Below are 24,717 nucleotides of genomic sequence, written 5' to 3' on the forward strand. Positions count from 1 at the left end.
GGTATTCGGCCTCGGTCGATTTCGGCCGGCACTCCAACATTTGTTTGCATGTTTCGCAACAATCATTTCCGGCTGCGGGCCGACGCCGCGGCATGGTGGCGGGACAATTACCGACAGGGCAGCAGGCGAGGAATACAAGCATTGGTTCCGGGCGAAATTCCTGCAGCAGCTCCGCCTGTTCTTTCGCTATCAGCAAACAGAGGGCGCCAAGATCATGTGCTTGCCCGGGTAAATGATGACTCAACCTTGCGCGCCTACGAAAGCGCAAACGACGCCTACGCTGTCTTTCGAAAAATGCTGAAGCGCGGCAACCCACCTGATACGTGGAGGGAACTGCTGGCGGCGGCGTCGGGAGAGTCGGGTAAACGGCGACTGTCGCGATCGGCACCGAGGGGATAGGCTATGACCGGGATCAATTGCCGCGAACAACGGCATCCCCCAAAACCTGCAACGCTCCTACTCCGACTCAAGCCGGGCGGGCCAGTGGTTCAACGCCAAGGTTATGTCGGCGTCAGTTCTCCGACCTATGGCACAGCGCCCAGCGATACGCAGACCGCCTTCACGGATATCGCGGGAGACTTTCCTTGCCAGGGCTGCCAGGCATTCAACAACACGAATATCAATAATGCCGCGTTCGGCGTGAACGGCCTTGGTAACAGGGTCTTATACCAACGGCCCTAATTATTGACTGTTGCCCATGTTCGGGTGGTTATTGACGCGATGCGCTTTGGATCTTTTTCAAAGAAGTTCCAAGCGTCGCAGGCTTTATCGACGATGCCGTCGTAGTCGTCGAAGACGGTGATCGCGAGTTTGTTGCCGCGCAGATATTCCCAGACGTTTTCGATCGGATTGAGTTCAGGCGCGTAGGGTGGCAGACGCACCAGGGTGACGGCGCCATCGAGGACAAGAGCGGCGTGGCTACCTGCCGCCACCTTGCGGCCGATCGCTGTGAGATGCAGCGACATGGCCTCGGCGTTCGCCGCCGGCATGACCAGACCTGCTGCGACGCGACGCTGCGGACAGGCCGCGCCGAACAGGTAGGCCCAGTCGTAGCGCTGGTCGTGCGGTGCGCGGGGCCTCGTTCCACGCTTGGCCCAGACGCGGGTCAGCGTGCCCTGCTGGCCGATCCGGGCCTCGTCTTGGAACCAGATTTCGATCGGCTTGTCTTTGGCGTGCTCGGGAATTTGCGCCCTGACGGTCGCGGCGAAGTTTTTTTAAACGTCTGCTGGGCTTCTTCGTCAGCCTGCGGGTGGCGGGGCCTTACCGACAGTTTGCGGTAGCCGAGCTTGGCTAGAACCTTCCCGACCGAACGCTCGTGGAGCGTGACACCGAAGCGCCGCTGCAATTCGTCGCGCAGATCGACCCGCCGCCAACGCACTACCCCGTGCACCGCGGGGTCGGGGCCGGCCTCGACAAGCTCGGCCAATTCGGCCTGCTGCCGCACCGTGAGTTTTGATCCGGGACCTGGCGATTTGAGATTGCGAAGCCCGGCCAGTCCCGCGGCGTTGTAACGGTGCACCCAGTCCCGCAAGGTCTGACGGTCCATGCCGCAGGTTTCGGCCGCCGTTTTGCGGTCCGAGCCATCGAGCACCAGCGCAAGCGCGAGTATCCGACGCGCCGCGGCGCTATCCTTCTCTCCGCTCGCCGCCTTGCGAAGCGCCGAAGCCGTCAGATCAAGTCGGGTGATCGATACCGCCGCTCCCATCGATGCCGCTCCTCTCAAAGGCTAGCATCGAGTCAGAGTTTCCCTGATTTGGGAATCCCTAATGAGTCACAGTTTCGAGCCGTTGGTATTACAGGTCATGTGGACCGGTGCGAAATACGCCGTCACGGATGATCTGGATGTGATCGGCGCCTATTACCATTACATCCAGAATTCCTTTTTCGGCACCCCCACGGGAGGGCCCGCCTTCTGCTCCGACAGCTCGCACTCACAATGCGCCGGGACGTACGATGCGATTTCTGCCGCAGTGGATTGGAGATTTGCGCCAAAGTGGGATCTCTATTTTGGCATGATGTTCAACCAGGTGCATGGCGGGTTGGGCTTCGGCTTCTTCCAGCACAGCAACATCGATCCCACGGTCGGACTGCGGTTCCGCTTTTGAATCTCCAGGCCGCGAAGATATCCGGTCGTTTTCCGCGCGGTCGCGGGTCTCCAGCGCTCTCCGGGCGTACGCAGGCGGCACCGGTTAAAATTCAATTTAATGGTGTCGCCGGATTCCGGACCTACATGGGGGTTGGGTGGATCAGCCTTGAATTCCCCGTGCAAGCACAGGAACGCGCAACGATCGGCGGTCAGTGCCCAGCAATCAGCGGATTGGCGAGACAGGCAAATGCACACGCAAAGAGAATACCGACCCAGCAGATCGATCCCCGTAATAGTGGCCGTATTTGTCGCAGTCGTGGGTCAAGCTATCGTTCTTTTCAACGATTTCGCACCGGGCAACGATTCGCCAAGCGGCGGCAGCGCGACGATGATCACAGCGGCGGCACTGTCCAGGGCCGGCGCAATCGAGATTCCATCCGGGCCGCCCGCCGGCCGGCCGACGGCCTAAAGGCCCTCGGCGGCGGGTGGGACCACTACCCGGCCATTGCGCCCATCCGGACGCCGGAGCCCGCGATCGCCGCCGCGATACGGGAATCCAGCGGACTGCGTCCGGGTTCGACAGAACCGGGTCCGTCGCAATTCCAACCCTGAGGCGCCGATCGCCGGCTTTTTAACTCCGCGGCCGCCGGCCGCGGCTTGCAATTGCTGCGCTGGCGGGACAAGTAGCTGATAGGGTGCCGCTATCATGGAGACAACGGGCATGAAGGCCGTCGGATACAAAAAATCTCTTCCCATCGATGCCGCGGATGCACTGATCGATTTCGAAACAGCCAAGCCGGAGCCCGGGGGCCACGATATCCGTGTCGCCGTGAAGGCGGTCTCGGCCAACCCGGTCGATTACAAGGTGCGCAAGCGTGCAGCGCCCCCGGAGGGCGAGACCAAGATCCTGGGTTACGACGCCGCCGGGATCGTCGATGCCGTCGGCCCCGATGTCAGCCTGTTCAAGGCCGGCGACGAGGTGTTCTATGCCGGCTCGATCCAGCGCCAGGGCACCAATTCGGAATTTCATCTGGTCGACGCGCGCATCGTCGGCGCCAAACCGAAATCATTGTCGTTCGCGCAGGCCGCCGCCCTGCCGCTGACCTCGATCACCGCCTGGGAATTGCTGTTCGACCGCCTTGGGGCGGTGCCCGGCAAGAGCCTCGATCCGCGGACGCTCTTGATCATCGGCGGCGCCGGCGGCGTCGGCTCGATCCTGATCCAGCTTGCCCGCCGCCTCACCGGCCTCACCGTCGTCGCTACCGCCTCGCGGCCGGAATCGCAAAAATGGTGCCTCGATCTCGGCGCCCATGCCGTGATCGATCACGCCGGGCCGATGAAGGAACAGATCGAGAAGCTGAAACTTCCGCCGGTCGGATTGGTCGCAAGCCTCACCAACACCGACCAGCACTACAAGGCGCTCGCGGAGCTCATCGCCCCGCAGGGAAAATACGGCTTGATCGACGATCCCCCGGAATTCAACGTCAGCGTCTTCAAGGGCAAGGCGGTTTCGGTCCACTGGGAATCGATGTTCACGCGCTCCTCGTTCCAGACGCCGGACATGATCGCGCAACATCATCTGCTGAACGACGTCGCCGATCTCCTCGACAAGGGCGTGCTGCGTACCACGCTCGATCAGACGTTTGGGACCATCAACGCCGCCAATCTGAAGCGCGCGCATGCGTTGCTGGAGTCCGGCAAATCGCGCGGCAAGATCGTGCTGGAAGGGTGGTAGACGAGAACTCAGCCGTAGGGTGGGTTAGCGGAGCGTAACCCACCAATTCTTCTCGCCCTGACGCGCCGATCCGATGATGGTGGGTTACGCCTGCGACTAACCCACCCTACGGTCTTCGAACCGCCGAAATCGGAACGCCTCACGCAAGGGTCTGAATGATGCCGCCTTCGGCGCGCAACGCCGCGCCGTTGGTCGCGGAGGATTCCCTTGAGGCGACGTAGACCACCATGTTGGCGATCTCCTCGACGGTTGCAAAGCGCTGCAGCAGCGAGGTCGGCCGGAACTGTTTTACGAATTGCGATGCCGCCTGTTCGACAGACTGACCGTTTTGCTTCGCGAGATCCTTGACGAAGGTTTCGACGCCTTCCGACATGGTCGGCCCCGGCAGCACCGAATTGACGGTCACGGCGGTGCCGCGGGTCAGCTCGGCCAGCCCGCGCGACACCGCGAGTTGCGCGGCCTTGGTCATGCCGTAGTGGATCATTTCCTTCGGGATGTTCAGCGCGGATTCCGAGGAGATGAAGACGATCCGTCCCCAATTGCGCTTCAACATGCCCTGCATATAGGCCCGCGACAGCCGCACGCCCGACATCACATTGGTCTCGAAGAACCGGCTCCAGTCTTCGTCGGGCGTCTCGAAGAAGTCCTTCGGCTCGAAGATGCCGGCGTTGTTGATCAGGATGTCGACCTCCGGCAGCGTTGTCACCAGCGTATTGCAGCCTTCGATGGTGGAGACGCTGGCGGCGACGCCGTGGACCTTGGCGCCGTGCACCGCCTTGGCGATCGCGGAAACCGCTTGGTCGACCTTGGCTTGCGTCCGGCCATTGACCGTGACCTCGGCGCCCGCGGCGGCCAGTCCCTTGGCGATCGCATGGCCGATGCCGGTGGTCGACCCCGTCACCAGCGCCGTCTTGCCCTTGAGATCGATTTTCATGAAACATCTCCCGTCAATGATGAAGGAGATATCGGGAGCGATTCACGTGGACGCAATCGCCGGCGGCGCATGACTTGTGCCCAATAAAAAAGCGGCGCACCGGGCGCCGCTCTTTAAAGTGCGATTTGGAAATAAGACTTACGCGGCTTCCGCGGCCTTTTCCTGCACCGGGCCGGAATCCTGGCCCTTGGCATCGACGTCGCGGTCGACGAATTCGATCACGGCCATCGGGGCGTTGTCGCCATAGCGGAAGCCGGCCTTGATGATGCGGGTATAGCCGCCCTGGCGATCCTTGTAGCGGGCGGCCAGAACGTCGAACAGCTTCCTGACCTGGTCCTGGTCGCGCATCTCGGAGATCGCCTGGCGACGCATGGCGAGACCGCCCTTCTTGCCGAGCGTGACCAGCTTCTCGACGATCGGGCGAAGTTCCTTCGCCTTGGGCAGCGTGGTGACGATCTGCTCGTGCTTGATCAGCGCCGCGCACATATTGGCGAACATGGCACGCCGATGCTCGGCGGTGCGGTTGAGCTTCCGGTGAACCTTGCCGTGACGCATGATATTTTCCTCAATACTTGTTCTGTCGCGACGGCTCGTCGGACAATCTGCTCAGGTGGGCCGCCTGCGTTCGCCCTGAATCGCGAGTAGCGAATAGCGAGTAGTTCGCCTCCATTCGCTATTCGCCACTCCCTATTCGCTCAGTAGTGGTCTTCGAAGCGCTTGGCCAGCTCGTCGATATTCTCCGGCGGCCAGCCCGGCACTTCCATGCCGAGATGCAGACCCATCTGGGCCAGCACTTCCTTGATCTCGTTCAGCGACTTGCGGCCGAAGTTCGGGGTACGGAGCATTTCCGCTTCCGACTTCTGCACGAGGTCGCCGATGTAGACGATGTTGTCGTTCTTCAGGCAGTTCGCCGAACGCACCGACAATTCGAGCTCATCGACCTTCTTGAGGAACGCCGGGTTGAACGCGAGATCGGGAATGATCTCCTGCGCCACTTCCTTGCGCGGCTCTTCGAAGTTGACGAACACGTTGAGCTGATCCTGCAGGATGCGGGCGGCATAGGCCACCGCATCGTCCGGGCTGATCGCACCGTTGGTCTCGATCGTCATGGTCAGCTTGTCGTAGTCGAGGATCTGGCCCTCGCGGGTGTTCTCGACCTTGTAGGACACCTTGCGCACCGGGGAGAACAGGCTGTCGACCGGAATCAGGCCGATCGGCGCGTCCTCGGGCCGGTTACGCTCGGCGGCGACATAGCCCTTGCCGGCGGCGACGGTGAATTCCATGCGGATTTCCGCGCCCTCGTCCAGCGTACAAATCTGCAGATCGGGATTGAGCACCACGACGTCGCCGACGGTCTGGATGTCGCCGGCGGTGACGACGCCCGGACCCTGCTTCTTCACGACCATGCGCTTGGGGCCTTCGCCCTGCATCTTGATCGAGATGTCCTTGATGTTCAGAACGATGTCGGTGACGTCCTCGCGAACGCCCGCGATCGAGGAGAACTCGTGCAGCACGCCGTCGATATGCACCGATTGCACCGCGGCGCCCTGCAGCGAGGACAACAGGATGCGGCGCAGCGCGTTGCCGAGGGTCTGGCCGAAGCCGCGTTCGAGCGGCTCGGCGACCAAGGTCGCAAAGCGGTTCGCGTCGCTGCCCGGCGTTACGTGGAGCTTGTTGGGGCGGATAAGTTCTTGCCAATTTTTCTGGATCGTCACTGTTTCACCCATGGGCCAGTCAATTCTGCCATCTAAATCACTGGCGTTGGAGATCGCGGATCAGTCCGCGCTTCAAAATTCCCAAAATCATCACAGGGGCGGCAGAGCCGCCCGCGCGGTCGATGTATCAAACCCGCCGACGCTTGCGCGGACGGCAACCATTGTGCGGGATCGTCGTCACGTCGCGGATCGATGTGACGGTGAAGCCCGCGGCCTGCAGTGCGCGAAGCGCCGATTCGCGGCCCGAACCGGGCCCCGCGACCTCAACCTCCAGCGTGCGCATGCCGTGTTCCTGCGCCTTCTTGGAGACGTCTTCCGCCGCGACCTGAGCCGCATACGGGGTCGATTTGCGCGACCCCTTGAAACCCATCGTTCCAGCCGAGGACCAGGCGATGGTGTTTCCCTGTGCGTCGGTGATGGTGATGGTCGTGTTGTTGAACGACGAATTCACGTGCGCAACGCCCGATGCAATGTTCTTGCGCTCACGGCGGCGTACGCGGGTGGCTTCCTTGCCCATTCCAGAACCTTTCCTGACGATCTCAACGCCGCCGTAATGCCAGCGGCTACACCTGAAAAGCGAGTGGCGAATAGGGAGTAGCGAATGAAACCATTCGCCACTCCCTATTCGCCATTCGCCAAATTACTTCTTCTTGCCGGCGATCGACTTGGCCGGCCCCTTGCGCGTGCGCGCATTGGTATGGGTGCGCTGACCGCGCACCGGCAATCCGCGGCGATGGCGCAGGCCGCGATAGCAGCCGAGGTCCATCAGACGCTTGATGTTCATGCCGGTCTCGCGACGCAGGTCGCCTTCGACCATATAGTCGCGGTCGATCACTTCGCGGATCTGCAGCACTTCCTGATCGCTCAGCTGATTGACGCGGCGATCAACGGGGATCTTGACCTTCTCCATGATCTCGGCCGCATTCTTCTGGCCGATGCCATGGATGTACTGGAGCGCGATCAGCACGCGCTTGTTGGTCGGAATATTCACGCCGGCAATACGGGCCACGGACTTCTCTCCTGTTGCCGGTTTTCGACCGGCCATGTTCTAGCTATTTCGGGCAGGTGTCCGCAAACGCGAACACGACGCCCTTCCCCTTGATTACTCGGGGCCCGGCATCGTTGGATAACTATCCGACTGGATACGGGCCTTATTAAAGGATTCAACTTGGTTTCGTCAACCGTCGCTACGCCTTAGCTCGCTTTTTCGTGACCTTTTTGGTCGCTTTCGTGGCCTTGGCGACGGCGCGGGTCCTGGAACCCACAGACGCCTTGCGGGCGGTCCCTTTAACCCCCTTTTTGATACGTTTAGCGGCCGGTTTGGCCACCTTGGCGCCCTTCCCAGTGGCCTTTGAGCCCTTTTTGGCGCTCTTCCTAGCGACCTTGCCTCGCGATTTGGGAGCCGCTTCGGCCGCCTTTTTGGCGGTCCGCTTGGCCGCGCCCGCCTTCTTGGAGACCTTGGCTTCCACCGCGCCGATCGCGGACAGGATTCGGTCGATTTCGCGGGTAACGGCCTCGATGGTCATCATGCCGTCGACCGTCAAGAGCTTCCGCCGTTCCGAATAATAGTGAATCAGCGGCTCGGTCAGCGCCCGGTAGCTGGCCAGCCGCTTGGTCAGCACCTCCGGCGTGTCGTCGATGCGGACTTCTTCGCCGCGCTCCCGCATCTGCGCGACCCGGGTCTCGACCCGCTCCAGGAGTGCGCTTTCGTTGACGCGAAGCTCGACCACGGCGTCCAGCTTCAGGTGCTTCTTCTTCAAAAGCCCGTCCAGCGCCTCGGCCTGCGGCACCGTGCGCGGGAAGCCGTCGAGGATGAAACCGTTCCTGGCGTCGGGCTGATCGATCCTGTCGGAAATGATCCCGATCACGATGTCGTCCGGCACCAGGCCGCCGGAGGCCATGACATCCTTGGCCTTGAGGCCGACCGGCGTCTGCGCCGCTACCGCGGCTCGCAGCATTTCACCGGTCGAGAGCTGGATGATGTTGTAGCGGTGAACCAGCCGCTGGGCCTGGGTTCCCTTGCCCGACCCCGGAGGCCCGAGAAGTATCAATCTCATTTTGTTCGCCCCCCGGCTCGGTGCGCAATTGAACGCACACCTTCGTTTCAAAATCCAAACACCAGCGCCAACCCCGATCAGCGCCGAGCGCGGATAGCGAAAGCGATGCAACGTACTTCGAGAGCCTCGGCCTTGATCTAGATCAAAACCGAGGCTCCAAATTTTACCTTGCGCATCTTCCCCTGCGCGAACCGGTGCCCACTCCGCCATTCAGGCGCGGGACAGGCCCTCGCCCGAAAACAGCTTAGCCGGGCGTCAGCGGCGACGTCCCCGCAATTTCGATTTCCTGATCAGCCCCTCATACTGGTGGGCGAGCAGATAACCCTGAACCTGCGCCACCGTATCCATGGTCACGCTGACCACGATCAAGAGCGAGGTGCCGCCAAAGTAGAATGGCACCGAGGCGTAGGAAATCAGAATTTCCGGAATCAGACAGACGATCGCGAGATAGATCGCGCCCAGCACCGTGATTCGGGACAATACATAATCGATGTATTCGGCGGTCCGCTCGCCCGGCCGGATGCCCGGAATGAAGCCGCCATGCTTCTTGAGATTGTCGGCGGTCTCGGTCGGGTTGAACACGATCGCGGTATAGAAGAACGCGAAGAACACGATCAGCGCCAGGTAGAGAATCAGGAACAGCGGACGGCCGTGGCCGAGCTGCGTGGTGATCCACTGGAACCATTCCGGACCGCGGCCGGCGTTGAAATTCGCCACCGTGGTCGGCAGCAACAGCAGCGAGGACGCGAAGATCGGGGGGATCACGCCCGAGGTATTCAGCTTGAGCGGCAGATGCGAGGACTGGCCTTCGAACATCTTGTTGCCGACCTGGCGCTTTGGATACTGGATCAACAGCCGCCGCTGCGCACGCTCCATGAACACGATGAAGGCGATCACCGCGACCGCCATCACGATCACGACCAGAATCAGGCCGGTCGACAGCGCGCCCTGGCGGCCGAGTTCCAGCATGTTGGCCAGCGCCGAGGGCAGCTCCGCGACGATGCCGGAAAGGATGATCAACGAAATACCGTTGCCGATGCCGCGCGAGGTGATCTGCTCGCCCAGCCACATCAGGAACATGGTGCCGCCGGTCAGCGTGATCGCGGTCGAAAGCCGGAAGAACATGCCGGGGTCGCTGACGACGTTGCCGGCGCCCTCGAGCCCGACCGCAATACCGTAGGACTGGAACGCGGCCAGGAGCACCGTGAGATAGCGGGTGTACTGGTTCAGCGTCTTGCGGCCGGCCTCGCCCTCTTTCTTCAGTGCCTCCAGCTGCGGCGATACCGTGGTCAGGAGCTGAATGATGATGGAGGCCGAGATATACGGCATGATGTTCAGCGCGAAGATCGCCATGCGGTGGATGCCGCCGCCGGCGAACATGTTGAACATGCCGAGAATGCCGCCGGCCTGGGATTTGAACACCTGTTCCCAGATATTGGGGTCGATGCCCGGCAGCGGAATGTAGGTGCCGAGCCGGTAAACCAGCAGCGCGCCCAGAGTGAACCAGATGCGCTTCTTCAGTTCGTCGGCCTTGGCCAGCGCGCCGAAATTGAGGTTTGCCGCCAGTTGTTCCGCTGCTGAGACCATGTTTGGCTTTCTCCCGCCGCCCTCGCGCTGTCATGCCCCAAGAGGCCTTGGGACACTCAGCGGACGCCGGACATTATTTGGTGCTCGGCTTCGATAAGTCCATCGTCCTGTCGCTCAGATGCCCGCCGGAGGGCGGGCGATGACGCAGATGTTACGCCGCCTCGCCTTCGTCCTTCTTGACCGGCGCCAGGATCTTCACCGTGCCGCCCGCCTTCTCGACCGCCGCGATGGCGGACTTCGAGGCGCCGTGAACCTCGACCGTCAGCTTGGCCTTGAGCTCACCGCGGCCGAGCAGCCGCACGCCATCCCTGGCGCGGCGGATCACGCGGGCTTTCACCAGCGATTCGGCGTTGATGGTGGTCTTGCCGTCCAGCAGCTTGGCGTCGATCGCATCCTGGATACGGTCGAGATTGATCTCGGCGAATTCCAGCCGGAAGATGTTGTTGAAGCCGCGCTTGGGCAGGCGCCGGTGCAGCGGCATCTGTCCGCCCTCGAAGCCCTTGATGCGCACGCCGGAACGCGCGGTCTGGCCCTTGCCGCCGCGGCCTGCCTGCTTGCCCTTGCCTGAGCCGATGCCACGGCCGACCCGCATGCGCTTCTTGCGCGCACCGGCATTGTCGGCGATATCGCTGAGCTTCATCGCCCTGTCTCCTTATCTGTCTTACTTCTCGCCGACGATGCGGACGAGATGTTGAACCTTGGCGATCATGCCGCGAATTGCAGGCGTGTCCTGCAGCTCGGTGGTGCGGCCGATCTTGTTAAGCTTGAGGCCGATCAGCGTCTCGCGCTGCGAGTGGTGGCGGCGGATCGCGCTGCCGGTCTGCTCGACCTTGATCGTCTTTGCGGCCTTGGCCATCGTCTTGAACTCCGTAACGCGCCAAAAGCGCGGCTTGATTATTCAGCAACCACTTCGGCGTCGCCGCCGACCCGGCGCGACTGCAGCGTCGACACCTTGATGTTGCGGCGCGCCGCAACCGAACGCGGCGAATCCTGATGCTTCAGCGCGTCGAAGGTGGCGCGAACCATGTTGTAGGGGTTCGACGAACCGATCGACTTCGCCACCACGTCCTGGATGCCGAGCGTCTCGAACACGGCGCGCATCGGGCCGCCGGCGATGATGCCGGTACCCGCCGGCGCCGCGCGCAGATAGACCCTGCCCGCGCCGTGACGGCCTGCGATATCGTGATGCAGCGTACGGCCTTCGCGCAGCGCCACCCGCGTCAGGTTGCGCTTCGCCGATTCGGTCGCCTTGCGGATCGCCTCGGGCACTTCGCGCGCCTTGCCGTGGCCGAAACCGACACGCCCCTTCTGGTCGCCGATCACGACCAGCGCCGCAAAGCCGAAGCGCTTGCCGCCCTTGACGACCTTCGCCACACGATTGATGTGGACGAGCTTGTCGACGAACTCGCTGTCGCGTTCTTCCCGGCCGCCCCTGTGGCCGCCACCGCGTTCGCGTTCACCTGCCATGGTGTTTTCCGATCCTTAAAAGACTTGCCCCGAGAGGCCCTTTTGTCCGTTCAAACCAATTAGAAGCTCAACCCGCTTTCGCGCGCGGCATCCGCGAGCGCCTTGACGCGACCGTGATAGAGATAACCGCCGCGATCGAACACCACTTCGGTGACGCCGTTCTTCACGGCGCGCTCCGCCAAGAGCTTGCCAACCGCTTTCGCCGCATCGATATTGGCGCCGGTCTTGCCGCTCTCGCGCATCGTCTTCTCCAGCGACGAGGCCGAGGCCAGCGTCTCGCCCTTCAGGTCGTCGATGACCTGGGCGTAGATATGCTTCGACGAGCGGAACACCGACAGGCGCGGGCGACCGTTCGCCGAACGGCGCAACGATAACCTCACGCGCTGCTTGCGCCGGGCATTCGTAATCTTGAGTCTCGACATGACCGGCTCCGTTACTTCTTCTTGCCTTCCTTGCGGAAGATGAATTCGTTGGCGTATTTCACGCCCTTGCCCTTGTAGGGCTCCGGCGGACGGTAGCTGCGGATTTCCGCCGCAACCTGGCCGACGCGCTGGCTGTCGTTACCGACGATGACGATCTCGGTCGGCTTCGGCACCGTGATCGCGATGCCTTCCGGGATCGGATAGACGACGTCATGGCTGTAGCCGAGCGCGAGCTGCAGGTTCTTGCCCTGCAACGCGGCGCGATAGCCGACGCCGGTGATCTCGAGCTTCTTCTCGAAACCCTTGGTGACGCCCTCGACGAGGTTCGCCACTTGTGCGCGCGCGGTGCCGTACATTGCCTGCGCGCGGTTGGTCTCGACCCTTGGCGCGACCTTGATCGCGCCGTTCTCGAATTTCACATCGACATCGTCATGCACGATGAACTGAAGCTGGCCCTTCGGCCCCTTCATCTTCACCGTCTGCCCTTCAACGGTCGCCGTCACACCCGACGGGATCGTCACAGGTCGTTTGCCAACACGTGACATGGCTGATCCTTCCTCAGAACACCGTGAAGAGAATTTCGCCGCCCACGTTGGCGTCGCGCGCCTCGTGGTCAGCCATAATTCCCTTCGGCGTCGACAATACCGAAATGCCGAGACCGTTGTTCACGCGCGGCAGGTTCTTCACCGAGGCGTAAACCCGACGCCCCGGCTTCGATACCCGCTCGATCTCGCGAATCACCGGCTCGCCGTCGAAATATTTCAGCTCGATCTCGAGCTCGCTGCGCCCCGAGGAATGCTCGACGCTGGCGTAGCCGCGGATGTAGCCTTCGGTCTTGAGCACTTCGAGCACGCTGGCGCGCATCTTCGAGCCCGGAGTCGAGACCTTGGATTTGGAACGCATCTGCGCGTTGCGGATGCGGGTGATGAGATCGCTGATCGGATCGTGCGTTGACATGTCCGACCCTCCTTACCAGCTCGACTTCACAAGGCCTGGAATCAGGCCCTTGGAACCGAGTTCACGCAGCGCGATGCGGCTGAGCTTGTTCTTGCGATAGACCGAACGCGGCCGTCCGGTCAGTTCGCAGCGGTTGCGAATCCGGGTCGCGGACGAATTGCGCGGCATCTCGGCAAGCTTCAACGTCGCCGCGAAGCGCTCTTCCATCGGCTTGCTCTTGTCGGCGATGATCGCCTTCAGCTTGGCGCGCCGGGGGGCCGCGTTCTTGGCCATCCGCTTGCGCCGGTTGTTCTTCTCGATCGAACTCTTCTTTGCCATGCTTGGCTCCTGGGTTTCCGCGTTTGAGAGGCTTGTCAGCGTCTCACTGCCGGAACGGGAAATTGAATGCGGTCAACAGGGCACGCGCCTCGTCGTCAGTGGCCGCCGTGGTGCACACCGTGACGTCCATGCCCCACGTTTCCCCGGCCTTGTCGAAGTCGATTTCCGGGAAAATGATGTGCTCCTTGATGCCGAGCGAATAGTTGCCGCGGCCGTCGAAGCTCTTCGGGTTCAGGCCGCGGAAGTCGCGCACGCGCGGCAGCGCGACGTTCACCAGGCGATCGATGAACTCGTACATCTTGGCCTTGCGCAGCGTGACCTTGCAGCCGATCGGCTGGTTTTCGCGCAGCTTGAAGGTCGCGATGGCGACGCGTGAATAGGTCACGATGGCCTTCTGGCCCGCGATCAGCGCAAGATCGGTGGCGGCGAGTTCCGCCTTCTTGCGGTCATTGACCGCTTCGCCGACGCCCATGTTGAGCACGACCTTGTCCAGCCGCGGCACCTGCATGGAATTGGCATAGCCGAACTGTTCCGTTAGCTTGCTGCGGATGCTCTTGTCATATTCCGCGCGCAGACGCGGGGTGTATGCGGTCTCAGCCATCGATCTCTGCTCCCGAGCGTTTGGCAACGCGTACCTTCTTGCCATCCGCATGAATCTTGAAACCTACGCGGGTCGGCTTGCCGTCCTTGCCGACGATCGCGATGTTGGACAGGTGGATCGGCGCCTCCTTGGAGATGATGCCGCCTTCCTGCGCCTGGGTCTGCTTCTGGTGACGCTTGACGAGATTGACGCCGCGGACCAGCGCCTTGCTGTCGTCGGGACGCACCTCGAACACTTCGCCGGTCCGGCCCTTGTCGCGGCCCGACAGCACGATGACCTTGTCGCCCTTCCGGATCTTGGCAGCCATCACAGCACCTCCGGCGCGAGCGAAATGATCTTCATGTGGTTCTTGGCGCGCAGCTCGCGCGGCACGGGCCCGAAGATACGGGTGCCGACCGGCTCCGACTGGTTGTTGATCAGCACGGCGGCGTTGCGGTCGAAGCGGATGACCGAACCGTCGGCGCGGCGGATGTCCTTGCGGACCCGCACCACCACGGCCTTCATCACGTCGCCCTTCTTCACCTTGCCGCGCGGAATCGCTTCCTTGATCGACACGACAATAACGTCGCCCACGGTGGCATAGCGGCGCTTGGAGCCCCCAAGCACCTTGATGCACATGACACGGCGTGCGCCTGAATTATCGGCCACGTCGAGGTTGGTCTGCATCTGAATCATTGATGCACCTCGTCCTCTTTCTGATGCGCAAAGTCGCGCCTAAAATTTCCCGAAAACCGTCCGGCTAAGCCGAACCGACCTCAGGCCGTTTTCTTCTGTTCACCCCGGACCACAGTCCAGCGCTTCAACTTCGAGATCGGCTTGCTTTCCTCGATCCACACCTGGTCGCCCGGCTTGAACTCGTTGTTCTCGTCGTGCGCGTGGTAATTTTTCGAGCGGCGAATCGTCTTCTTGTAGATCGGATGGGTGAAGCGGCGATCGACGCGCACCACAACCGTCTTGGCTTGCTTGTCGCTGACGACCACACCCTGAAGCGTACGTTTTGGCATGTCGGCCCCTTACTTCTTCGCGTCGCGCTTCTGCGCGGCGATGGTCTTGATGCGGGCGATGTCGCGGCGTGCTTCACGCAGCCGCGAAGTGTTCTCCAGCTGCCCGGTGGCGCGCTGGAAACGCAGATTGAAGCGCTCCTTCTTCAGATTGAGGACGGCGTCGTCCATCTGATCGGGGCTCATCGCGCGGATATCGGCGGTTTTCATCTCGGCCATGACCACTTTTCCTATTCCGCAATGCGCGCGACGAAGCGCGTCTTGATCGGCAGCTTGGCGGCGGCGAGCGTCAGCGCTTCCTTGGCGGTCTGCACGGTCACGCCGTCGATTTCGAAAATCACGCGGCCCGGTTTCACCCGCGCCACCCACAGTTCCGGCGTACCCTTGCCGGAGCCCATGCGGACTTCGGCGGGCTTCTTCGACACCGGCACGTCCGGGAAGATGCGGATCCAGACCCGGCCGGCGCGCTTCATGTGACGGGTCAGCGCGCGGCGGGCGGCCTCGATCTGACGCGCGGTGAGGCGCTCGGGCGCCATCGCCTTCAGGCCGAACTGGCCGAACGACAACGTCGCGCCCGAAGTCGCGGTGCCGTGGATCCGGCCCTTATGCGCCTTCCGGAACTTCGTCTTCTTTGGTTGCATCATGGCTTTAAGCCCTCAAACCTTCTCTAACGCCTCAAGCAGCGTCGCGGCGCGGCCGCGTATTGTCGCCTTCGGCCATCTTCTTGTCCTGGGCCATCGGGTCGTGCTCAAGGATTTCGCCCTTGAAGATCCAGACCTTGACGCCGCATGTGCCGAAGGTGGTGAACGCGGTCGCCACCCCGTAATCGATGTCGGCGCGCAGCGTGTGCAGCGGCACGCGCCCTTCGCGATACCATTCCATGCGCGCGATTTCGGCGCCGCCGAGACGGCCCGAGCAGTTGATACGAATGCCCTCGGCGCCAAGACGCATCGCCGACTGCACCGCGCGCTTCATGGCGCGGCGGAACGCGACGCGGCGCTCGAGCTGCTGGGCGATCGATTCGGCGACCAGCGTGGCATCGAGCTCCGGCTTGCGGATCTCGACGATGTTGATGACGACGTCGGAAGCCGTGATGTCGGCAACCTTCTTGCGCAGCTTGTCGATGTCGGCGCCCTTCTTGCCGATCACGACGCCCGGACGCGCGGAGTGGATCGTCACCCGGCACTTCTTGTGCGGACGCTCAATCACGATCCTGGCGACGGCCGCCTGCTTCAACTCCTTGTGCAGGATCTCGCGGATTTTGACATCCTCGTGCAGCAGCTTGCCGTACTCGTTCTTGCCGGCGAACCAACGGGAATCCCACGTCCGGTTGATGCCGAGACGCAGCCCGATTGGATTGATCTTCTGACCCATCGTTCTCTCCCGCGCCCGGTTTAAGCGCTCGCCTCGACCTGACGAACGACGATCGTCAGCTGCGAGAATGGTTTAAATACACGGCCCGAGCGGCCACGGCCGCGCGGTGCGAAACGCTTCATCACGATGCCGTTGCCGACATGAGCCTCGGAGACGATCAGATCGTCGACATCGAGGTCGTGGTTGTTCTCGGCATTGGCGATCGCCGACTCCAGGCACTTCTTGACGTCGACCGCGATCCGCTTGCGCGAAAACTGCAGGTCGGCAAGTGCTGCCGAAGCCTTCCGGCCGCGGATCAGCTGCGCGACAAGATTGAGCTTCTGCGGGCTCACCCGCAGCATGCGGGCAACCGCCTTGGCCTCGTTGTCCGGGAGGGTCCGTTCGCGCTTTGGTTTGCTCATCGCTTAGATCCTCAAGCCTTCTTGGCTTTCTTGTCGCCAGAATGGCCATGGAAGGTCCGGGTCGGCGAGAACTCGCCGAACTTGTGACCCACCATTTCCTCGTTGACCGATACCGGCACGTGCTTCTGTCCGTTGTAGACGCCGAACACCAGGCCGACGAACTGCGGCAGGATGGTCGAGCGGCGGCTCCAGATCTTGATCACGTCATGACGGCCGGACGCGCGTGCGGCATCTGCCTTCTTGAGCAGAGAGCCTTCGACGAACGGGCCTTTCCAGACTGAACGAACCATGTCCGGCGTTCCTTACTTCTTCCGCTTGTGGCGGCTGATGAGAATGAATCTGTTGGTCGACTTGTTCGAGCGGGTCTTCTTGCCCTTGGTGGGCTTGCCCCACGGGGTGACCGGATGACGGCCGCCGGAGGTGCGGCCTTCGCCGCCGCCGTGCGGATGGTCGACCGGGTTCATGGAGACGCCGCGGTTATGGGGCTTGCGGCCGAGCCAGCGGTTGCGGCCGGCCTTGCCGATCGAAATGTTCATGTGGTCCGGGTTCGACACCGCACCGATGGTGCCGGTGCAGCGGCCGTGGACCAGACGCTGCTCGCCCGAGTTCAGGCGCACGATCACGTAGTCCTGGTCGCGGCCGACGATCTGGGCGTAGGTGCCGGCAGAACGGGCGAGCTGGCCGCCCTTGCCGATCTTCAATTCCACATTGTGGATGATGGTGCCGATCGGCATGTTGCCGAGCGGCATCACATTGCCCGGCTTCACGTCGACATAGTTGCCGGCGATCACGGTATCGCCCACGGCAAGGCGCTGCGGCGCCAGGATATAGGCCTGGGTGCCGTCGGTATATTTCAAGAGCGCAATGAAGGCGGTGCGGTTCGGATCGTATTCCAGCCGCTCGACGGTCGCGGGCATGTCGACCTTGGTGCGCTTGAAGTCGACGATGCGATAGGACTGCTTGTGGCCGCCGCCGCGGAAACGCACGGTGATGCGACCGGTCGAGTTGCGACCACCCGCGGAGTGCTTGCCCTCGGTCAGCGTCTTGACCGGCTTGCCCTTGTAGAGCGCCGACCGGTCGACCATCACGAGCTGGCGCTGGCCCGGGGTCGTGGGGTTGAATGTCTTCAATGCCATCGCTGTGTCGCCTTATAGCCCGGTGGTGACGTCGATGCGGTGGCCCTCTTCGAGGGTCACGATCGCGCGCTTCACGTCCGACTGCGAACCGAAATTGCCGCGGAACACCTTGGTCTTGCCCTTGCGCACCAGCGTGTTGACGCTCTTGACCTTGACGTCGAACAGCTTCTCGACGGCTTCCTTGATCTGCGGCTTGGTGGCCTTGCTCGCGACCTTGAACAGAACCTTGTTGTGTTCGGAGGCCAGCGTCGCCTTTTCGGTCACGACCGGAGAAACGATGATGTCATAGTAGCGCGGATCGATATTCTTCATTTGAAGCGCGCCTCCAACGCATCGATCGCCGCCTTGGTCAGGACCAGTTTCTGGCGGCGCAGAATGTCATAGACGTTGATGCCCTGGATCGGCAGCACGTCCATGTTCGGGATATTGCGGGCGGCGATGGCGAAACCGTTGTGCAGCTCGGCGCCGTCGATGATCAGCGCGTTGGTCAGGCCGAGGCCCGAAAAGTGTCCAACCAGCGCCTTGGTCTTGGCGGCCTCGAGCCTGGCGGACTCGATGACGATCAGATCGCCGTCCTTGGCCTTGGCGGAGAGTGCATGGCGCAGCGCCAGGGCACGAACCTTCTTCGGCAGATCGGTGGCATGCGAGCGCACCACCGGACCGAACGCACGGCCGCCGCCGCGGAACTGCGGCACCCGGGCCGAGCCGTGACGCGCACCGCCGGTGCCCTTCTGCTTGTACATCTTCTTGCCGGTGCGCCAGATCTCCGCGCGGCCCTTGGCCTTGTGGGTTCCGGCCTGACGCTTGTTGAGCTGCCACTGCACGCAGCGCTGCATGATGTCCTTGCGCGGCTCGAGACCGAAAATCTCGTCCGAAAGCTGGACCGAACCGGCTTCCTTGCCTTCAAGGGTTGTGACTTTCAATTCCATCTCACGCGCCCTCCTGCTCGGCCGGCGCTGCAGCTGCCTGCTCGCCGCCGCCATCGGCCAGGCGGAACTTGCCGGGCTTCGGCGCGTCTTTCGGCAGCGCCTTCTTCACGGCATCGCGCACCGCGATCCATCCGCCCTTGGAGCCGGGAACGGCGCCCTCGACGAGGATCAGGCCGCGCGCGACGTCCGTCTGAACCACGCGCAGATTGAGCGTGGTGATGCGATCGACACCCATGTGACCGGGCATCTTCTTGTTCTTGAAGGTCTTGCCGGGATCCTGACGTCCGCCGGTCGAACCGATCGAACGATGCGATACCGACACGCCGTGGGTGGCGCGCAGGCCGCCGAAATTCCAGCGCTTCATGCCGCCGGCGAAACCCTTGCCGACCGAGGTGCCGGTAACGTCGACGAACTGCCCGACCACGAAATGGTCGGCCTGGATCTCGGCGCCGACCGGGATCAGCGCGTCTTCCGACACGCGGAACTCGGTGACCTTGCGCTTGGGCTCGACCTTGGAGACGGCGAACTGGCCGCGCTCCGCCTTCGGCAGATAGACGGTCTTGCGCGTACCCGAACCGAGCTGCAGCGCGACATAACCGTTCTTCTCGGTCGTGCGGTGACCCAACACCTGGCAGTTGCCCAGCTTCAGCACGGTCACGGGGATATGTTCGCCGGTCTCCGTAAAGACCCGCGTCATCCCGACCTTTTGTGCGATCACTCCGGAGCGCATCGGCGTGCTTCCTGTTCTTTCTGTCCGCTTACGTTCGGACGGGCTTAAAAATTAGAGCTTGATTTCGACGTCAACACCGGCGGCCAGGTCGAGCTTCATCAGCGCGTCCACGGTCTGCGGCGTCGGGTCGACGATGTCGAGAAGACGCTTGTGCGTGCGCATCTCGAACTGCTCGCGGCTCTTCTTGTCGACGTGCGGCGAACGGTTGACGGTGAACTTCTCGATGCGGGTCGGCAGCGGAATGGGTCCGCGCACCTGGGCACCGGTCCGCTTCGCCGTGTTCACGATCTCACGCGTCGACGAATCGAGAATCCGATGGTCGAACGCCTTGAGACGTATGCGAATATTCTGGCCGTTCATTGCCGATGTCTTTCTTTAAGAGCGAGTGGCGAGTAGCGAACAGCGAGTGGATTTAAGCCATTCGCTGTTCGCCATTCCCTATTCGCTTATTCGATGATGCTTGCGACGACGCCGGCACCGACGGTGCGGCCGCCTTCGCGGATCGCGAAACGGAGCTTCTCTTCCATCGCGATCGGCACGATCAGGTGCACTTCCATCGCGATGTTGTCGCCGGGCATCACCATCTCGGTGCCTTCCGGCAGATGGACGACACCGGTCACGTCGGTGGTGCGGAAGTAGAACTGCGGCCGGTAGTTGGTGAAGAACGGGGTGTGACGTCCGCCCTCTTCCTTGGTGAGGATGTAGGCCTCGGCTTTGAACTTGGTGTGCGGCTTGACTGAACCCGGCTTGCACAGCACCTGACCGCGCTCGACTTCCTCGCGCTTGGTACCGCGCAGCAGCGCACCGATGTTGTCGCCGGCCTGGCCCTGATCGAGCAGCTTGCGGAACATTTCGACGCCGGTGACGATGGTCTTCTGGGTGGCGCGCAGACCGACGATTTCGATTTCCTCGCCGACCTTGACCACGCCGCGCTCGACGCGGCCGGTCACCACGGTGCCGCGGCCCGAGATCGAGAACACGTCTTCCACCGGCATCAGGAACGGCTGGTCGATCGGACGCTCCGGCTGCGGAATGTAGCTGTCCACCGCCGCCATCAGCTCCAGGATCGCATCGTGGCCGAGCTTCTTGTCCTTGTCTTCGAGCGCCGCCAGCGCCGAGCCCTTGACGATCGGGATCTTGTCGCCGGGGAAATCGTACTTCGAGAGCAATTCGCGGACTTCGAGCTCGACGAGTTCGAGCAGTTCCGGATCGTCGACCATGTCGCACTTGTTGAGGAACACGACGAGGGCGGGAACGCCGACCTGGCGCGCCAGCAGGATGTGCTCGCGGGTCTGCGGCATCGGGCCGTCGGCCGCCGACACCACCAGGATCGCGCCGTCCATCTGCGCCGCACCGGTGATCATGTTCTTCACGTAGTCGGCGTGACCCGGGCAATCGACGTGGGCGTAGTGCCGGTTCTTGGTCTCGTATTCGACGTGGGCGGTCGAGATCGTGATGCCGCGCGCCTTCTCTTCCGGCGCCTTGTCGATCTGGTCGTAGGCGGTGAACGTCGCACCGCCGGTTTCCGCCAGCACCTTGGTGATCGCCGCCGTCAGCGACGTCTTGCCGTGGTCAACGTGACCGATCGTTCCAATGTTGCAGTGCGGTTTATTACGTTCAAACTTTGCTTTGGCCATTTGACTCTCCGTTCAGTCGTTAACTGCCGTCAACGACAATCAGGCAAACTTCTTCTGGACTTCCGCCGACACGTTGGCCGGCGCTTCCGCGTAGTGATCGAACTGCATGGTAAAGGTCGCGCGACCCTGGCTCATCGAGCGCAGGTTATTCACGTACCCGAACATGTTCATGAGCGGCACCATCGCGTTGATGACGTTGGCGTTGCCGCGCATGTCTTGACCCTGGATCTGACCGCGCCGCGAATTCAGGTCGCCGATAACCGAGCCGGTGTAATCTTCCGGCGTCACCACTTCGACCTTCATGATCGGCTCGAGCAGCACCGACTTGCCCTTTTGCAGCGCTTCGCGGAATGCCGCGCGCGACGCAATTTCGAAAGCCAGTGCCGAGGAGTCGACGTCGTGGTACTTGCCGTCGACGAGCTGAACCTTGACGTCGACGACCGGGAAGCCGGCGACCACGCCGGAGGTCAAAACGCTGTTGAGGCCCTTTTCGACGCCGGGGATGTATTCCTTCGGCACCGCACCGCCGACCACCTTGGATTCGAACTCGAAACCCTTGCCGGGCTCGTTCGGCTCGACGATGATCGACACTTCGGCAAACTGACCGGTACCGCCGGTCTGCTTCTTGTGCGTGTACTTGACCTCGGCGCGCTTGGTGACGCGCTCACGGAACGCCACCTGCGGCGCGCCGATGTTGGCGTCGACCTTGTAGGTGCGGCGCAGGATGTCGACCTTGATGTCGAGATGGAGTTCGCCCATGCCCTTGAGGATGGTCTGGCCGGACTCCAGATCGGTCGACACCCGGAACGACGGATCTTCCGCGGCGAGCTTCGCCAGCGCGACGCCGAGCTTTTCCTGGTCGGCCTTCGACTTCGGCTCGATCGCGATCTCGATGACCGGCTCCGGGAATTCCATCTTTTCCAGGATCACCGGCTTGTTCGGGTCGCACAGGGTGTCACCGGTGCGCGCTTCCTTCAGGCCCGCCAGCGCGACGATGTCGCCGGCATAGGCTTCCTTGATGTCTTCGCGGTTGTTGGCATGCATCAGCAGCATGCGGCCGATACGCTCTTTGCGGTCGCGGGTCGAATTGATGACGCCGGTGCCCGACAGCAGCGTGCCGGAATAGATGCGGCAGAAGGTAATGGTGCCGACGAAGGGGTCGTCCATGATCTTGAACGCGAGCAGCGCCAGCGGCTCCGTGTCGTTCGGCAAGCGCACGACTTCGTTGCCGTCCTCATCGACACCCTTGATGGCGGGAACATCGACCGGCGACGGCAGATAGTCGACCACCGCGTCGAGCAACGGCTGCACGCCCTTGTTCTTGAACGCCGAGCCGCACAGCACCGGAAAGAACGCGCCGGTCAGCACGGCCTTGCGGATCAGCCTCTTCAGCGTCGGCTCATCGGGCTCCTTGCCGTCGAGGTAGGCGGCGAGAACCTCGTCATCGAGCTCGACGGCGGCTTCCAGCAGCTTCTCGCGATATTCCTTGGCCTTCTCGCGCATGTCCTCGGGAATATCGATGTCCACGAACTTGGCGTCGAGCTTCTCTTCTTCCCAGACCACGCCCTTCATGCGGACGAGATCAACCAGGCCCTTGAAATTATTCTCGGAGCCGATCGGGAGCTGGATCGCAATCGGCTTGGCGCCGAGGCGATCGACAATATCCTGCATGCATTTGTAGAAGTCGGCGCCGGTCTTATCCATCTTGTTGGCGAAGACGATGCGCGGAACCTTGTACTTGTCGCCCTGGCGCCAGACGGTCTCGGTCTGCGGCTCAACGCCCTGGTTGGAATCGAGCACGCATACCGCGCCGTCGAGCACGCGCAGCGAACGCTCGACTTCGATCGTGAAGTCGACGTGGCCGGGAGTGTCGATGATGTTCAGACGCTTGCCGCTCCAGAACGCGGTGGTCGCGGCCGACGTGATGGTGATGCCGCGCTCCTGCTCCTGCTCCATCCAGTCCATCGTCGCGGCACCTTCGTGCACTTCGCCGATCTTGTGGCTCTTGCCGGTGTAATAAAGGATGCGCTCGGTGGTCGTGGTCTTGCCGGCATCGATATGCGCCATGATACCGAAGTTGCGGTAGTCCTCTATGGCATGAACGCGGGGCATGGGTTGTTCCTTAAAGTCCTAGGTTTCGCCGTTACCAGCGATAGTGCGAGAAGGCGCGGTTGGCTTCCGCCATCCGGTGCACGTCTTCGCGCTTCTTGACGGCGTTCCCCCTGCCATTCGACGCGTCGAGCAGCTCGGCCGAGAGCCGCTCCGTCATCGTCTTTTCGTTGCGCTCGCGCGCTGCCGTGATGATCCAGCGAATGCCGAGCGCCTGCCGGCGCACCGAGCGCACCTCGACCGGCACCTGGTAGGTGGCGCCGCCGACGCGGCGCGACCGGACTTCGATGGTCGGCATCACGTTTTCCAGGGCCTGCTCGAATACCGGCAGCGGACCCTGCTTGGTCTTGGTTTCGATCAGCTCGAGCGCGCCATAAACGATCGACTCGGCGGCGGACTTCTTGCCGTCGTACATGACCGAGTTCATGAACTTCGTAATGACGATGTTCCCGAACTTCGGATCCGGGTTCACTTCACGCTTTTCAGCAGAATGGCGACGAGACATCTGATCGGTTCCCGATTATTTCGGACGCTTCGCGCCGTACTTCGAACGGCGCTGTTTACGATTCTTGACGCCCTGGGTATCGAGGACGCCGCGGAGGATGTGGTAGCGCACACCGGGCAAGTCCTTGACGCGGCCGCCGCGGATCATGACTACCGAGTGTTCCTGAAGGTTATGGCCTTCACCCGGAATGTAGCCGATGACCTCGAAGCCATTGGTCAGGCGCACCTTTGCGACCTTGCGAAGCGCCGAGTTCGGCTTCTTCGGGGTCGTGGTGTAGACGCGCGTGCAAACGCCGCGCTTCTGCGGCGATTGCTGCAGCGCCGGCACCTTCTTGCGCGACTTCTGTACAACGCGCGGACTTGCGATCAGCTGGTTGATCGTCGGCATGTCAGCCTTCACCCTTTAGTTCATGCGAAACCGCACATCGGCTCCGCAAATTCATTTGGGGCCACCTGCCCCACCCGGCCGCCTCGCGCGGCAAAACATCCACGCAAAGCGAAATCGCGCCAACTGCTCATCACTGAGCGGAAAGCGCTTCGACGCCACAGAGGACCGCAGTCGTAACTGATCAGCTTGCGCTGCTCAGTCGGCTACCGAGGTCATGCATCCGATATCAATCTCAAGAGAACTTGCTCAAGAGAACCAAGATCGTCCTGGCAGTGCCTAGCTATCATCGACAGCGTTTGAGCGGCATTCGTCGAGGTTGGTGCCCGTCTAAATCCTAGGGGATTAAGAGGGTGATCCGTTCCGACGTTGGCGTCACTCACCGCCTGTCGTCAAGTGCGCAGGTTGTATCGGCGGTAGATAGGCAAGTCAAGACGAAACGACAAGGCAAGAAGCGCCTGCGCCACTGGGGGATTCGTCATGCGCGTGAAGTTTGGCGGATGCCGAAGTCACGCGCTTCGACGGTGGTGACCGCGAATCTCGTGAGCGTTCCCAGCGCACCATCCGCGGCCGCCTTCGGCGAGATGGTCCCGAATCAGCTGAATGTCAATATTACCCGGATAATATAAGGC

The 24,717-nt window shown here is 62.2% G+C and carries 36 protein-coding genes and 1 pseudogene; 4 read left to right on the plus strand and 33 right to left on the minus strand.

Annotation, left to right across the window (positions count from 1 at the left end):
• Positions 1-124: 124 nt before the first annotated feature.
• A pseudogene (locus B5525_RS37240) lies at positions 125-399 on the plus strand (type II toxin-antitoxin system YhaV family toxin); the annotation flags it as partial.
• A gap of 278 nt (positions 400-677) precedes the next feature.
• On the opposite strand, the gene B5525_RS37245 reads toward B5525_RS37240, so the two are convergent.
• Positions 678-1,705, minus strand: a protein-coding gene (locus tag B5525_RS37245; RefSeq protein ID WP_197687881.1) for an IS630 family transposase whose coding sequence is annotated in 2 segments (ribosomal slippage) — positions 678-1,216 and positions 1,216-1,705 — 1,029 coding nt in all. Because the reading frame shifts where the segments join, the coding sequence is not laid out codon by codon here.
• A 61-nt stretch (positions 1,706-1,766) separates the two neighbouring features.
• On the opposite strand from B5525_RS37245, the gene B5525_RS37250 reads away from it, so the two are divergent.
• Positions 1,767-2,105 carry a hypothetical protein gene (locus tag B5525_RS37250; RefSeq protein ID WP_154073686.1) on the plus strand — a complete coding sequence of 113 codons (339 nt, stop codon included), beginning with the start codon at positions 1,767-1,769 and terminating at the stop codon, positions 2,103-2,105.
• A gap of 702 nt (positions 2,106-2,807) precedes the next feature.
• Positions 2,808-3,821 carry a zinc-binding alcohol dehydrogenase family protein gene (locus B5525_RS37255; RefSeq protein WP_079570986.1) on the plus strand — a complete coding sequence of 338 codons (1,014 nt, stop codon included), beginning with the start codon at positions 2,808-2,810 and terminating at the stop codon, positions 3,819-3,821.
• 139 nt (positions 3,822-3,960) lie between these two features.
• Here the strand turns inward: B5525_RS37255 and B5525_RS37260 are convergent, their stop codons facing one another.
• The 32 genes from B5525_RS37260 to rpsL form a co-directional block, all read right to left on the minus strand.
• The gene (locus B5525_RS37260; protein ID WP_079570987.1) at positions 3,961-4,755 is read right to left on the minus strand and encodes an SDR family NAD(P)-dependent oxidoreductase; all 795 of its coding nucleotides are present in this window, start codon (positions 4,753-4,755) and stop codon (positions 3,961-3,963) included.
• 138 nt (positions 4,756-4,893) lie between these two features.
• A complete protein-coding gene (gene rplQ, locus B5525_RS37265) occupies positions 4,894-5,310 on the minus strand; it encodes a 50S ribosomal protein L17 (RefSeq protein ID WP_079570989.1) in 417 nt (138 codons plus the stop codon).
• Positions 5,311-5,450: 140 nt separating this feature from the next.
• Positions 5,451-6,482: a DNA-directed RNA polymerase subunit alpha gene (locus B5525_RS37270; protein WP_079570990.1), complete on the minus strand. Its 1,032-nt coding sequence runs from the start codon at positions 6,480-6,482 to the stop codon at positions 5,451-5,453.
• A gap of 115 nt (positions 6,483-6,597) precedes the next feature.
• On the minus strand, positions 6,598-6,987 hold the full coding sequence (gene rpsK / locus B5525_RS37275; protein ID WP_007603045.1) for a 30S ribosomal protein S11: 390 nt from the start codon (positions 6,985-6,987) through the stop codon (positions 6,598-6,600).
• A gap of 123 nt (positions 6,988-7,110) precedes the next feature.
• Positions 7,111-7,479 carry a 30S ribosomal protein S13 gene (rpsM, locus tag B5525_RS37280; RefSeq protein WP_079574309.1) on the minus strand — a complete coding sequence of 123 codons (369 nt, stop codon included), beginning with the start codon at positions 7,477-7,479 and terminating at the stop codon, positions 7,111-7,113.
• A gap of 178 nt (positions 7,480-7,657) precedes the next feature.
• The gene (locus B5525_RS37285; protein WP_079570992.1) at positions 7,658-8,527 is read right to left on the minus strand and encodes an adenylate kinase; all 870 of its coding nucleotides are present in this window, start codon (positions 8,525-8,527) and stop codon (positions 7,658-7,660) included.
• A gap of 255 nt (positions 8,528-8,782) precedes the next feature.
• Positions 8,783-10,114, minus strand: a complete 1,332-nt coding sequence (gene secY, locus B5525_RS37290) for a preprotein translocase subunit SecY (RefSeq protein ID WP_079570993.1) — start codon at positions 10,112-10,114, stop codon at positions 8,783-8,785.
• A gap of 151 nt (positions 10,115-10,265) precedes the next feature.
• Positions 10,266-10,754 carry a 50S ribosomal protein L15 gene (gene rplO / locus B5525_RS37295; protein ID WP_079570995.1) on the minus strand — a complete coding sequence of 163 codons (489 nt, stop codon included), beginning with the start codon at positions 10,752-10,754 and terminating at the stop codon, positions 10,266-10,268.
• Positions 10,755-10,775: 21 nt separating this feature from the next.
• On the minus strand, positions 10,776-10,970 hold the full coding sequence (gene rpmD / locus B5525_RS37300) for a 50S ribosomal protein L30 (RefSeq protein ID WP_079570997.1): 195 nt from the start codon (positions 10,968-10,970) through the stop codon (positions 10,776-10,778).
• A gap of 38 nt (positions 10,971-11,008) precedes the next feature.
• Positions 11,009-11,581: a 30S ribosomal protein S5 gene (gene rpsE, locus B5525_RS37305; protein ID WP_079570998.1), complete on the minus strand. Its 573-nt coding sequence runs from the start codon at positions 11,579-11,581 to the stop codon at positions 11,009-11,011.
• A 59-nt stretch (positions 11,582-11,640) separates the two neighbouring features.
• Entirely contained in the window at positions 11,641-12,003 is a 363-nt protein-coding gene (gene rplR, locus B5525_RS37310) for a 50S ribosomal protein L18 (RefSeq protein ID WP_079571000.1), read from the minus strand.
• 11 nt (positions 12,004-12,014) lie between these two features.
• Positions 12,015-12,548: a 50S ribosomal protein L6 gene (gene rplF, locus B5525_RS37315; RefSeq protein WP_079571002.1), complete on the minus strand. Its 534-nt coding sequence runs from the start codon at positions 12,546-12,548 to the stop codon at positions 12,015-12,017.
• 13 nt (positions 12,549-12,561) lie between these two features.
• A complete protein-coding gene (gene rpsH, locus B5525_RS37320) occupies positions 12,562-12,960 on the minus strand; it encodes a 30S ribosomal protein S8 (RefSeq protein WP_079571003.1) in 399 nt (132 codons plus the stop codon).
• A 12-nt stretch (positions 12,961-12,972) separates the two neighbouring features.
• The gene (rpsN, locus tag B5525_RS37325) at positions 12,973-13,278 is read right to left on the minus strand and encodes a 30S ribosomal protein S14 (RefSeq protein ID WP_079571005.1); all 306 of its coding nucleotides are present in this window, start codon (positions 13,276-13,278) and stop codon (positions 12,973-12,975) included.
• Between the two features lie 43 nt (positions 13,279-13,321).
• Complete coding sequence (gene rplE, locus B5525_RS37330; RefSeq protein WP_079571008.1) at positions 13,322-13,879, minus strand: 50S ribosomal protein L5; 558 nt, start codon at positions 13,877-13,879, stop codon at positions 13,322-13,324.
• Positions 13,872-14,186 (minus strand): 50S ribosomal protein L24, encoded by a 315-nt coding sequence (gene rplX / locus B5525_RS37335; RefSeq protein WP_079571009.1) that lies wholly within the window; start codon positions 14,184-14,186, stop codon positions 13,872-13,874. Before rplX ends, rplE begins: the two co-directional genes overlap by 8 nt.
• Positions 14,186-14,554: a 50S ribosomal protein L14 gene (gene rplN, locus B5525_RS37340; RefSeq protein WP_011473865.1), complete on the minus strand. Its 369-nt coding sequence runs from the start codon at positions 14,552-14,554 to the stop codon at positions 14,186-14,188. The genes rplX and rplN overlap by 1 nt, the downstream gene beginning before the upstream one ends.
• 80 nt (positions 14,555-14,634) lie before the next feature.
• Complete coding sequence (gene rpsQ / locus B5525_RS37345; protein ID WP_079571012.1) at positions 14,635-14,883, minus strand: 30S ribosomal protein S17; 249 nt, start codon at positions 14,881-14,883, stop codon at positions 14,635-14,637.
• Between the two features lie 9 nt (positions 14,884-14,892).
• Positions 14,893-15,099, minus strand: a complete 207-nt coding sequence (gene rpmC, locus B5525_RS37350) for a 50S ribosomal protein L29 (RefSeq protein ID WP_079571014.1) — start codon at positions 15,097-15,099, stop codon at positions 14,893-14,895.
• A gap of 11 nt (positions 15,100-15,110) precedes the next feature.
• Positions 15,111-15,524 (minus strand): 50S ribosomal protein L16, encoded by a 414-nt coding sequence (gene rplP, locus B5525_RS37355; RefSeq protein WP_079571015.1) that lies wholly within the window; start codon positions 15,522-15,524, stop codon positions 15,111-15,113.
• A 31-nt stretch (positions 15,525-15,555) separates the two neighbouring features.
• Positions 15,556-16,254, minus strand: a complete 699-nt coding sequence (gene rpsC / locus B5525_RS37360; RefSeq protein ID WP_079571017.1) for a 30S ribosomal protein S3 — start codon at positions 16,252-16,254, stop codon at positions 15,556-15,558.
• A gap of 20 nt (positions 16,255-16,274) precedes the next feature.
• A complete protein-coding gene (gene rplV / locus B5525_RS37365; RefSeq protein ID WP_079571018.1) occupies positions 16,275-16,655 on the minus strand; it encodes a 50S ribosomal protein L22 in 381 nt (126 codons plus the stop codon).
• 11 nt (positions 16,656-16,666) lie between these two features.
• Positions 16,667-16,945 (minus strand): 30S ribosomal protein S19, encoded by a 279-nt coding sequence (rpsS, locus tag B5525_RS37370; protein ID WP_027536815.1) that lies wholly within the window; start codon positions 16,943-16,945, stop codon positions 16,667-16,669.
• A gap of 12 nt (positions 16,946-16,957) precedes the next feature.
• Positions 16,958-17,791, minus strand: a complete 834-nt coding sequence (gene rplB, locus B5525_RS37375; RefSeq protein ID WP_079571020.1) for a 50S ribosomal protein L2 — start codon at positions 17,789-17,791, stop codon at positions 16,958-16,960.
• Between the two features lie 12 nt (positions 17,792-17,803).
• Positions 17,804-18,103 (minus strand): 50S ribosomal protein L23, encoded by a 300-nt coding sequence (locus B5525_RS45955; protein ID WP_079543874.1) that lies wholly within the window; start codon positions 18,101-18,103, stop codon positions 17,804-17,806.
• A complete protein-coding gene (gene rplD, locus B5525_RS37385) occupies positions 18,100-18,720 on the minus strand; it encodes a 50S ribosomal protein L4 (protein WP_079574311.1) in 621 nt (206 codons plus the stop codon). The genes B5525_RS45955 and rplD overlap by 4 nt, the downstream gene beginning before the upstream one ends.
• A gap of 1 nt (position 18,721) precedes the next feature.
• Positions 18,722-19,450 (minus strand): 50S ribosomal protein L3, encoded by a 729-nt coding sequence (rplC, locus tag B5525_RS37390; protein WP_079571021.1) that lies wholly within the window; start codon positions 19,448-19,450, stop codon positions 18,722-18,724.
• Between the two features lie 51 nt (positions 19,451-19,501).
• Entirely contained in the window at positions 19,502-19,810 is a 309-nt protein-coding gene (gene rpsJ, locus B5525_RS37395; RefSeq protein ID WP_011473876.1) for a 30S ribosomal protein S10, read from the minus strand.
• Between the two features lie 86 nt (positions 19,811-19,896).
• A complete protein-coding gene (tuf, locus tag B5525_RS37400) occupies positions 19,897-21,087 on the minus strand; it encodes an elongation factor Tu (protein ID WP_079571024.1) in 1,191 nt (396 codons plus the stop codon).
• A 39-nt stretch (positions 21,088-21,126) separates the two neighbouring features.
• On the minus strand, positions 21,127-23,199 hold the full coding sequence (fusA, locus tag B5525_RS37405; protein ID WP_079571025.1) for an elongation factor G: 2,073 nt from the start codon (positions 23,197-23,199) through the stop codon (positions 21,127-21,129).
• 31 nt (positions 23,200-23,230) lie between these two features.
• Positions 23,231-23,701, minus strand: a complete 471-nt coding sequence (rpsG, locus tag B5525_RS37410; RefSeq protein WP_079571027.1) for a 30S ribosomal protein S7 — start codon at positions 23,699-23,701, stop codon at positions 23,231-23,233.
• A gap of 15 nt (positions 23,702-23,716) precedes the next feature.
• Entirely contained in the window at positions 23,717-24,088 is a 372-nt protein-coding gene (gene rpsL / locus B5525_RS37415; RefSeq protein WP_011473880.1) for a 30S ribosomal protein S12, read from the minus strand.
• A 350-nt stretch (positions 24,089-24,438) separates the two neighbouring features.
• On the opposite strand from rpsL, the gene B5525_RS45000 reads away from it, so the two are divergent.
• Complete coding sequence (locus tag B5525_RS45000; RefSeq protein WP_154073687.1) at positions 24,439-24,714, plus strand: hypothetical protein; 276 nt, start codon at positions 24,439-24,441, stop codon at positions 24,712-24,714.
• Positions 24,715-24,717: the final 3 nt, after the last annotated feature.

The sequence above is a fragment of the Bradyrhizobium erythrophlei genome (assembly GCF_900129505.1).
GTDB lineage: Bacteria > Pseudomonadota > Alphaproteobacteria > Rhizobiales > Xanthobacteraceae > Bradyrhizobium > Bradyrhizobium erythrophlei_D.